The following is a 10,430-nucleotide window of genomic DNA, read 5'->3' as shown; positions in this document are numbered from 1 at the left end:
CACGCCGGAGACGGCGATCTTCGTGGCGGCGGAACCGCAGTCCCGGTGAGTTGGCCGCGGTGGGCGGTCAGTTGGCCGGACGCGACCTGAAAGAAGGCCTCCCCGGATCGGGTGCCCTCCCCGGAAACCGCCGCGGATCCCCCGACCTGTCCACAACCGGGCCAGGCTGTGGACAGGTCGGGGGTGCGGGTCAGTCGAACAGGGCCGGGAGCGTGCGCTCCCACGCCTCGCGCAGCTCGTCGAGCGTGAATTCCGTGATGTCCTGCAGCTCCAGCGTGCCCGACTCCGGGTCCACGACACCCGTCTTGCGCCACGGGAGGCCGCGGGCCGTGCACATCTCGGTGAACCTCAGCTCCTCCGTGCGCGGGACCGCGACCAGGACCCGGCCCGCCGACTCGGAGAACAGCTGGACGAATGGGTCCTGGCCGGCGTCGAGGAACACCCGGGCCCCGCACTGTCCGATGAGGACCGTCTCGACCAGCGTCTGGATCAGGCCACCATCGGACAGGTCGTGGGCCGCCGAGATCATGCCGTCGCGGGAACCCGCCACCAGGATCTCGCCCAGCAGCTTTTCGCGGGCGAGGTCCACGCGCGGGGGCACGCCGCCGAGGTGGCCGTGCAGCTCGCGGGCCCAGGCCGAACCGTCCAGCTCGTCGTGCGTCTCGCCCAGCAGCAGCAGTGTCTCGCCCGCCTCCGCGCCGACGCCGGTCGGGATGCGGCGGGTGACGTCGTCGATCACGCCGAGGACGCCGATCACCGGTGTCGGCAGGATCGCCGTCGAACCCGTCTGGTTGAAGAAGCTCACGTTGCCGCCGGTGACCGGGATGCCGAGCTCGACGCAGCCGTCCGCCAGTCCGTGCACCGCCTGCTCGAACTGCCACATCACACCCGGGTCGGTCGGCGCGCCGAAGTTCAGGCAGTCCGACACCGCCACCGGCGTCGCGCCGCCCGTCGCCACGTTGCGGTACGCCTCCGCCAGCGCCAGCTGCGCGCCGCGGTACGGGTCGAGGTAGACGAACTTGCTGTTGCAGTCCGTCGCCACCGAGACGCCGCGGCCGGTCGACTCGTCGATCCGGATCATGCCCGAGTCCGACGGCTGCGAAAGCACGGAATTGCCGCGCACGTACCGGTCGTACTGCGACGTCACCCATTCCTTCGACGCCTGGTTGGGCGCGGAAATGAGCCGCAGCACGTCCGCGCGCAGTTCGTCCGGAGTGGACGGACGCGGCAGCTTCGCCGACGTGTCCGCGATCAGCGCGTCCTGAAAGGACGGACGCTCGATCGGCCGGTCGTACACCGGGCCCTGGTGGGCGACCGTGTGCGCCGGGACGTCGACGACGACCTCGTCGTGCCAGGTGATCACCAGGTGCTCGCCGTCGGTGACCTCGCCGATGTCGGTCGCGATGACGTCCCACTTGCGGCAGACCGCCATGAACGCCTCGACGTTCTCCGGCGAGACGACCGCGCACATGCGCTCCTGCGACTCGCTGGAGAGCACCTCCGCCGGCGTCATCCCGGTGGCGCGCAACGGAACCCGGTCGAGGTAGATGTGCATGCCGCCGTCGCCCGCCGCGGCCAGCTCGGACGTCGCGCAGGACAGGCCGGCGCCGCCGAGGTCCTGGATGCCGACGACCAGCTTCTGCGCGAACAGCTCGAGGCAGCACTCGATGAGCACCTTCTCGGTGAACGGGTCGCCCACCTGGACGCTCGGCAGCTTCTTGCGCCCACCCGACGACTCGTCACCCGAAAAGGTGTCACTCGCCAGGACGGAAACGCCGCCGATGCCGTCGAGCCCGGTGCGGGCGCCGAACAGGATGATCTTGTTGCCGGTGCCGGACGCGAACGCCAGGTGCAGGTCCTCGACGCGCATCGCGCCGACGCACAGGGCGTTCACCAGCGGGTTGCCGGCGTAGGACGGGTCGAAGACGAGCTCGCCGCCGATGTTCGGCAGGCCGAGGCAGTTGCCGTAGCCACCGACGCCGGCGACGACGCCGGGCAGCACGCGCTTGGTGTCGGGGGCGTCGGCCGGGCCGAAGCGCAGCGCGTCGGCGACCGCGAGCGGCCGCGCACCCATCGCCATGATGTCGCGGACGATGCCGCCGACGCCGGTCGCGGCGCCCTGGTACGGCTCCACATAGGACGGGTGGTTGTGGCTCTCCACCTTGAAGGTGACCGCCCAGCCCTCGCCGATGTCGACGACGCCCGCGTTCTCCCCGATGCCGGCCAGCATCTTGGCCTTCATCTCGTCGGTGGCGGTGTCCCCGAAGTACCGCAGGTGCTTCTTCGACGACTTGTACGAGCAGTGCTCGCTCCACATCACCGAGTACATCGCCAGCTCGGCGTCGGTGGGCCGGCGGCCGAGGATCTCCCGGATGCGGGCGTACTCGTCGTCGGCGAGCCCGAGCTCGCGATACGGCTGGGTGTGGTCCGGGGTCGCCCCGGCGCGCTCGGTGGTGTCAACGGTGCTGGTCACGGTGTCCGTGTCAGGGTTCGCCACGGCCGTCAGGATACGTGCCGCCCGGTGGTGGCCCCGACGGCGGGCCGCCGAAATCGGCCGGGCCGGGCGCGGTGTGAGCGAGGCGACATCGAGCGTGGCCGATGGGGCGCTCCCTGTGGACAACCCGGGCGCGCGGGTCCGGAACTGTCGGTCCCCGCGAGTAACGTTGAAACCGGGGGTCCCCAAGGGGCAGGCGCCGGAAAATCGGTCGCCTTTCGCTGGTCCTCGGCTTAACGTCGAGAATCGTGCTTTCCGCCACGTATCCCTTTCCGCCGCTGCGGCTGCCCGCACGGCCGACCGCGAGCCGCTTCCTGCTCGCCGTGTTCCGGGCCCGTCTGGGCACGGTGCTCGGCGCTGCCGCGATCGGTGTCGTCTGGGCGCTGCCGGGCGCGCTCGTGCCACTGGTGATCGGCCAGGGCATCGGCGCCGTCGGCGCGCACGACGGTGCCGCCGTCGGGCGCTGGGCGCTGGCCGCGGCCGCGCTCGGCGTCGTGCAGACGCTGTCCGGGACGTGGCTGCACTTCCTCAACTACGGCCTGTGGCTGCACGGCGCGGGCTCGTCGCAACGCGCCGTTTCGGCGCACACCACGCGCGTCGGCGCCGCCCTGCGCGAGCAGACGACCACCGGGAACCTCGTCGCGATCAGCACGACGGACATCAACCACATCGGCAACACCGTCGAGATGACCGGACGGGCCTTCGGCTCGCTGCTGGCGTTCGTGGTGGTGGCGGTGTGGCTGATCTCGACGTCGCCCCTGCTCGGGGTGGTCGCGCTGGTCGGGGTGCCGCTCGCGGTGCTGGGCATCGGGCCGCTGCTGGCGCCGCTGCAGAAGCGCAAGGCGAAGCAGCGCGAGAAGCGCGGAGACGTCAACGCGCTCGGCGCGGACATCGTGTCGGGGCTGCGGATCCTGCGCGGCATCGGCGGCGAGCGGCGGTTCTTCGGCCGCTTCCGGGAGACGAGCCAGCGGGTGCGGCGGGCCGGCGTCGAGGTCGGCAAGGCCGAAGCGTGGCTGGCCGCAGCGGAAATCGCGCTGCCCGGCCTGGTCACCGTGGTGATCACCTGGCTGGGTGCGCGGCTGGCCGTGGCCGGTGAGATCGGCATCGGGCAGCTGGTGGCGTTCTACGGCGTTTCGGCGTTCCTGATCTGGCCGGTCACCGCGGCGACGGAGGCGGTCGGCTCGATCACGTCCGGCCTGGTCGCCGCGCGGAAGGTCGTCACGCTGCTGGCGTTGCGCCCGAAGCTGGCGGACCCGCAGCGGCCGGTACCGCTGCCCGAGGGCCCGTTGGAGCTGGTCGACACCGAGTCCGGGATCCGGGTGGCGGCCGGTCAGCTGACGGTCGTCGACCTCGGCGCCGGCGGTGAAGCGGTCGCCGACCGGCTGGCCCGGTTCGCCGATCCGGCCGCGGGCGAAGAGGTGCTGGTCGGCGGGGTCCGGGCGGACCACGTCGCGCTCGCGGAGCTGCGGCGGCGGATCGTCTACGCGCACAACCAGGACATCTGGTTCTCGGGCGTGCTGCGTGAGCAGCTGGCACCGGCGCGGCCGGGCGGCGTCGGCATCACGGCAGCCCTGTCCGCAGCCGACGCCGACGACATCGTCGACGCGCTACCGGACGGCGTCGACGAGGTGATCGGCGAGCGCGGCCGCGAGGTGTCCGGCGGCCAGCGGCAACGGCTGAACCTGGCCCGCGCGCTGGCGACCGACGCCGACGTCCTGGTGCTCGACGAGCCGACGTCGGCGGTCGACGCGCACACAGAGGCACGCATCACCGAACGCGTCGCGGCGCTGCGGCGCGGCAAGACGACGGTGGTGTTCAGCCAGAGTCCCTTGTGGACACATGTGGCCGACGAGGTTTTCACGGCGAAGGTGGTGACGGTATGAAACGGCTCCCCACGGCGTCCCGGCGGGACGTCCGGCGCTGGGCGCTGAAGACGGCCGCGGTCCACAAACGCGAGTTCGGCCTGCTGCTGGGCTCGCTGGCCGTGGCCACGCTGATCGGGCTGGCCGGCCCGCAGTTGCTCGGCGCGCTGGTCGACGACGTCGCGGCCGGCACCACCACCGGGCGCGTCGACGTGGTGGCGGTGGTGTTCGTCGCGATCCTCGTGCTGCAGGCGCTGGCGCGGAAGATCGCGCGGATGCGCGGCGCGGTGTTCGGCGAGCTGGTGCTGGCCGAGACGCGCGAGGAGTTCGTCGGGACGGCGCTGCAGCTGCCGCTCGGCACGGTCGAGGCGGCCGGGACGGGCGACCTGCTCAGCCGGGCCACCACCGACCTCGGCCGGATCGACCACGCGGCGCGGTTCGCGGCGCCGGAGATCCTGGTCGCGGTGGTGACCGTCGTGTTCACGGTCGTCACGATGGTGCTGACGTCGCCGCTGCTGGCGCTCGGCCTGCTGGTCGCGCTGCCGCTGCTGGTGCCGGTGAACGTCTGGTACCAGCGGCGGATCCCGTCGGCCATGCAGTGGATGCTCGACCGGTGGGCCGACCTGACCACCAGCGTCCACGAGACCGCGGAGGGCGCGCGGACGATCGAGGCGCTCGGGCTGACCGAGCGGCGGATCGACGCCGCGCACCACGCCCTCGACGAGAGCATCCTCGGTGAGCGCCGGATGCGGGCGCTGCAGCTGCGCTGGCTGCCGTCGCTGGAGATCAGCTACGTGCTGCCGCTCGCGGTCATGCTGCCGCTCGGGCTGTTCGCGTACACGCGCGGCTGGGCCGGGCTCGGCGAGATCACCACGATGCTGCTGTACATGCAGGCGCTGGCGGCGCCGCTCAACGAGGCACTGTTCTGGCTGGAGGACCTGCAGGTCGCGGCGGCCGCGGCGCGCCGGATCCTCGGCATCCGATCGGTTGCGGTCGAGGGCGCGCAGAAGGTCACCGAGGTGCCGCGCGGGCGGGACATCGACGTCCACGACGTCCGGTTCAGCTACACCGCCGACCGCGAGGTGCTGCACGGCATCGACCTGCGGGTGCCGCGCGGCGAGCGGCTGGCGATCGTCGGGCCGTCCGGCGCGGGCAAATCGACCCTCGGCAGGCTGCTGGCCGGCATCGCGGCGCCGTCGTCGGGCTCGGTGCGGATCGGTGGCCAGGACGTCTCGGGGCTGGCCGACGACGTGCTGCGCGGCGAGGTGCTGCTGCTGACCCAGGAGCACCACGTGTTCTCCGGGACGCTGCGGCAGAACCTGGCGCTGCCGGCCCGCCGGGCGGGTGGCGACTGGACGGACGACGAGCTGACGGCGGCGCTCGCGTCGGCGGGCGCGTCGGACTGGGTCGCGACGCTGCCCGACGGGCTCGACACGAAGCTGGGGTCGGGCGAGCACCCGGTCCCGGCGGCGATCGCGCAGCAGCTGGCGCTGGCCCGGGTGGTGCTGGCCGACCCGCACACGCTGGTGCTCGACGAGGCGACGTCACTGCTGGACACGGGCTCGGCCCGGGACCTCGAGCGGTCGCTGAGCAGCGTGCTGGCCGGCCGCACGGTGATCGCGATCGCGCACCGGCTGCACACGGCCGCGGCGGCCGACCGGATCGCGGTGGTCGAGGGCGGCCGCATCACGGAGCTGGGGCCGCACCAGGAACTGCTGTCGGCGGGCGGTTCATACGCCCGGCTGGTGGCGGCGGCGAGCTGAGTCCGGGGCTGTGGACAACTCAGGTCCACAGCCCCGGAACTGTCGGTGGCCCGCGATAAACTGACTACCGGGGGGCGAGGCCCGCCCTCAGGCCTTCACGAGCGCGTCCACCGCGCTGAAGAACATGCCGAGGCCGTCGTCCGACGGGCCGGTGAGCGCGTCGATCGCGTGCTCCGGGTGCGGCATCAGGCCGACCACCCGGCCGTTCTCGCTGCGGATCCCCGCGATGTCGTTGCGGGAGCCGTTCGGGTTGCCGCCCACGTAGCGGAACACCACGTGGCCCTCGCCCTCGAGTTCGTCCAAAGTGGACTGCTCGGCGACGTAGCAGCCGTCGATGTTCTTCATCGGGATGAGGATCTCCGCACCGGTCTCGTACCGGGAGGTCCACGCCGTGTCGGTGTTCTCCACCCGGAGCCACTGGTCGCGGCAGATGAAGTGCAGGCCCTGGTTGCGGATCATCGCGCCGGGCAGCAGGCCGGCCTCGCACAGGATCTGGAAGCCGTTGCAGATGCCGAGCACCGGCATCCCCGCGCGGGCCGCCTCGATCACCGGCGTCATGACCGGCGCGAACCGGGCGATCACGCCCGCGCGCAGGTAGTCGCCGTAGGAAAAGCCGCCCGGGACGACGACGGCGTCGACCTCACGCAGGTCCTCGTCGGCGTGCCACAGCGGCACGGCCTCGCCACCGGCGTAGCGGACCGCGCGGGCCGCGTCACCGTCGTCCAGCGTGCCCGGGAAGGTGATGACGCCGATGCGCGCGCTCACGCGTCCACCCGCGTGATGGTCCACTGCTCGATGACCGGGTTCGCGAGGAAGCCTTCGGCGATCTTCTCCAGCGTCGCGTCGTCGACCGTGTCGTCGACCTCGATCTCGAAGTGCTTGCCCTGGCGGATCTCGGTGATCCCGGTAAAGCCGAGGCGGCCGGCGGCGCCGAGCGCGGCCTGTCCCTGCGGGTCGAGGATTTCGGGCTTCGGCATGACGTCGACGACGACTCGGGCCACGGCAGGCTGCTCCTTATTCACGCAGGTCGTGGGTACCCCGCGAGCATAGTTCACCCTCTCGCACCCCTGGCGGGGCCCACCGGAAAACCTAGACTGGCCGACGGCGCGGCGCTGCGCCATGATGAGTCGTTGACATCTCGCCAACAGGAGGCACCGTGGCCGTCCAAGACTCCTACGACTACGTCATCGTCGGCGCCGGGAGCGCGGGCTGCGTGCTGGCGAACCGGCTGACCGAAGACCCGTCGGCCCAGGTCCTGCTCCTCGAAGCGGGCGCGGAGGACACCGCGGACGAGATCCACATCCCGGCCGCGTTCGCGTCGCTGTTCAAGACCAAGTGGGACTGGAACTACGAGACGGTCGAGCAGAAGCACACCGGCAAGACGGCGTACTGGCCGCGCGGGAAGATGCTCGGCGGCTGCTCCTCGATCAACGCGATGATCTACATCCGCGGCAACCGCGCCGACTACGACGGCTGGCGCGATTCCCACGGCGCCGAAGGCTGGGGCTGGGACGACGTCCTGCCGTACTTCAAGCGCGCCGAGGGCAACCAGCGGCTCGGTGGCCCGCTGCACGGCACCGACGGCCCGCTGCACGTCGAAGACCGCCGGTTCACCCACGAGCTGTCGCACGCCTGGGTCGACTCGGCCGTCGCGTGGGGACTGAAGCGCACGGACGACTTCAACGGCGAGAGCCAGGAAGGCGCCGGCGTCTACCAGGTGACCTGCAAGAAGGGCCGCCGGTGGTCCACCGCCGACGCGTACCTGCGCCCGGCGCTCGAGCGGCCGAACCTCACGGTGAAGACCTGCGCGCCGGCCACCCGGGTGGTCTTCGAGGGCACTCGCGCGGCCGGCGTGTCCTATTTGGACAACGGGGTCGAGCGCACCGCGCACGCGGCGGCCGAGGTGATCCTCAGTGGTGGCGCGGTCAACTCGCCGCAGCTGCTGATGGTTTCCGGCGTCGGCCCGGCCGAGCACCTGCGTGAGCACGGCATCGACGTCGTCGCCGCACTGCCCGGCGTCGGCGAGAACCTGCACGACCACCCGGCGTGCGGGATCATCTGGTCCACGCGCGGCACCACCGACCTGGTCGACGCGGCCACGCCGCGCGGCCTGATCCGCTACCAGCTGACCAAGCGCGGGCCGCTGACGTCCAACATCGGCGAAGCGGGCGCGTTCTACCCGACCACGGACGGCCTGCCGGCACCGGACATGCAGATCCACGTGGCGCCGACGTTGTTCTACGACAACGGGATGCGCGAGCCGACCGTCCCGGGGTTCACGTCGGCGGCGACGCTGGTGGACGTCGCGAGCCGCGGACGGCTGCGGCTGAAGTCCGCGAACCCGTTGTGGAAGCCGGAAATCGACCCGGCGTACTACGCGGAGCCGCGCGACATGGAGACGATGATCGCGGGACTGCGTGCGCTGATCGACATCGGGAAGTCGGGGCCGCTGCGGCGGTTCCTGGACAAGCCGTTCCTGCCGTCGCGCCACGACCTGAGCGACGCCGAGCTGGCCGAGCACATCCGGGAGAACACGCAGACGCTGTACCACCCGGTCGGGACGTGCGCGATCGGCACGGTGGTCGATCCGCAGCTGCGGGTGCAGGGTGTGGAGGGGCTGCGGGTGGTGGACGCGTCCGTGATGCCGGTGGTGCCGCGGGGGAACACCAACGCGCCGACGATCATGGTGGCGGAGAAGGCGGCGGACCTGATTCGCGGGCGGTGAGGGCGGGCCGCGGCCCCCGGTATCCAGTTTAGCGGTGCGCACCGACAGTTCCGGGGCTGCGGACGGGGTTGTCCACAGCCCCGGACCGCTCAACGCTTGCCGTGGAGGATGGTCACCAGCTTGGCCACCAGGGCGTCCGTCGATTCCTTGCGGGTGAACGACGTCAGCGTCAACGGGGCCGTGAACCGCTGGCGGGCGATCGCCTTCGTGCGGGCGAACTCGCGCAGGCCCTCCGGGCCGTGGATGCGGCCGAAACCGGAATCGCCGACGCCGCCGAACGGCAGCGAGGCGATACCGGCGAACGACAGCGGTGCGTTGATCGCCGTCATGCCCGTGCGCAGCTTCTCGGCCAGCTCCACGCCGCGCGCCTTCGAGAAGACCGTCGAGCCCAGGCCGTACTTCGTGCTGTTCGCCTTCTCGACGGCTTCGTCCATGTCGCGGACCTTGGCGATCGTCACCGTCGGGCCGAACGTCTCCTCCGTGACGGCCTCGGAGTCCTCCGGGACGTCCACGAGCACCGTCGGCTGCGCGTACCGGTCGCCGACCGCGTCCTCGCCGCCGAGGACCGCCTTGCCGCCGCGGGCCAGCGCGTCCTGGATGTGGCGCTTGATGACGCCCAGCTGGGACGGCATCGTCACCGGGCCGTACTGGGCGGCTTCGTCCGAGCCCGCGCGCACGTCCTTCGACTTCTCGACGACCTTCGCGACGAACTCGTCGTGGACCTTCTCGTGGACGTACACCCGCTCGACGCCGATGCAGGTCTGGCCGGAGTTGGAGAACGCGCCCCACACCGTCGCGTCCGCGGCGGCGTCGAGGTCGGCGTCCGCGTCGACGAGCACCGGGTCCTTGCCGCCCGCCTCGATGACCACCGGGGTGAGCGTCTGGGCGGCCGCGGCCATGATCCGCTTGCCGGTGGCCGTCGAGCCGGTGAAGGCGATCTTGTCGACGCCCGCGCCGACCAGCGCCGCGCCCGTCTCGCCGAAGCCCGTGACCAGCTGCAGCACCGGCTGCTCCGGCACGACCTCGGCGAACGCGTCGACCAGCCACTTCCCGACGCCGGGGGTGTACTCGCTCGGCTTGAACACCACGGCGTTGCCCGCCGCGAGCGCGTACGCGATCGAACCGAGCGGTGTGAAGACCGGGTAGTTCCACGGGCCGATCACGCCCACCACGCCCAGCGGCTGGTACTCGACGGTCGCCGCCTGGTTCGACATCAGCAGCCCGGCCGAGCGCTTCTGCTTGCCGAGGATCTTCTTCGCGTGCTTGCCCGCCCAGGCGATGTGCTCGATGGCCAGGATGCTCTCGAGCTGCGCGTCGGCGATCGGCTTGCCGGTCTCGTCGCGGACCACCTGGCACAGCTGCGGCAGCCGCCGCGTGAGCACGCCCTTCCAGCTCTTGAGCCGCTCGGCGCGCCCGGCGAAGCCGAGGCCCGCCCACCACTCCGCCGCGACACGCGCCCGCGCGACGGCGGCCTGCACGTCCTCGGGGCCGTGCACGGGGTAGGTTCCGACCACCTCGTCGGTCGCCGGGCTGAGCGAGTCGAAGGTCTCGCCGACCGACGTCGGCTTCGGCTGGACGGCAGTCAT

General features: G+C 71.8%; 7 protein-coding genes. 3 read left to right on the top strand and 4 right to left on the bottom strand.

What is annotated here, in order from left to right; genetic code table 11:
- Nucleotides 1-190 precede the first annotated feature (190 nt).
- Nucleotides 191-2,473 (bottom strand): phosphoribosylformylglycinamidine synthase subunit PurL, encoded by a 2,283-nt coding sequence (gene purL / locus AB0F15_RS26880; protein WP_360275742.1) that lies wholly within the window; start codon nt 2,471-2,473, stop codon nt 191-193.
- 269 nt (nt 2,474-2,742) lie between these two features.
- Between purL and AB0F15_RS26875 the strand changes: the two genes are divergently transcribed.
- Nucleotides 2,743-4,377, top strand: coding sequence for an ABC transporter ATP-binding protein (locus AB0F15_RS26875; protein WP_360275723.1), 1,635 nt, complete (start codon nt 2,743-2,745; stop codon nt 4,375-4,377).
- Complete coding sequence (locus AB0F15_RS26870; protein ID WP_360275720.1) at nt 4,374-6,119, top strand: ABC transporter ATP-binding protein; 1,746 nt, start codon at nt 4,374-4,376, stop codon at nt 6,117-6,119. Before AB0F15_RS26875 ends, AB0F15_RS26870 begins: the two co-directional genes overlap by 4 nt.
- An 87-nt stretch (nt 6,120-6,206) precedes the next feature.
- Here the strand turns inward: AB0F15_RS26870 and purQ are convergent, their stop codons facing one another.
- Nucleotides 6,207-6,884, bottom strand: coding sequence for a phosphoribosylformylglycinamidine synthase subunit PurQ (gene purQ, locus AB0F15_RS26865; protein ID WP_360275718.1), 678 nt, complete (start codon nt 6,882-6,884; stop codon nt 6,207-6,209).
- Nucleotides 6,881-7,120, bottom strand: coding sequence for a phosphoribosylformylglycinamidine synthase subunit PurS (purS, locus tag AB0F15_RS26860; RefSeq protein WP_013230759.1), 240 nt, complete (start codon nt 7,118-7,120; stop codon nt 6,881-6,883). The genes purQ and purS overlap by 4 nt, the downstream gene beginning before the upstream one ends.
- 155 nt (nt 7,121-7,275) lie before the next feature.
- Here purS and AB0F15_RS26855 point away from each other — a divergent pair, with 155 nt between their 5' ends.
- The gene (locus AB0F15_RS26855) at nt 7,276-8,844 is read left to right on the top strand and encodes a GMC family oxidoreductase N-terminal domain-containing protein (RefSeq protein WP_360275714.1); all 1,569 of its coding nucleotides are present in this window, start codon (nt 7,276-7,278) and stop codon (nt 8,842-8,844) included.
- A gap of 89 nt (nt 8,845-8,933) precedes the next feature.
- Here the strand turns inward: AB0F15_RS26855 and AB0F15_RS26850 are convergent, their stop codons facing one another.
- Entirely contained in the window at nt 8,934-10,430 is a 1,497-nt protein-coding gene (locus AB0F15_RS26850; RefSeq protein ID WP_360275712.1) for an aldehyde dehydrogenase family protein, read from the bottom strand.

Source organism: Amycolatopsis sp. NPDC026612, from assembly GCF_040638285.1.
Lineage (GTDB): Bacteria > Actinomycetota > Actinomycetes > Mycobacteriales > Pseudonocardiaceae > Amycolatopsis.
This window is presented reverse-complemented; position numbering and strand designations above follow the sequence as displayed.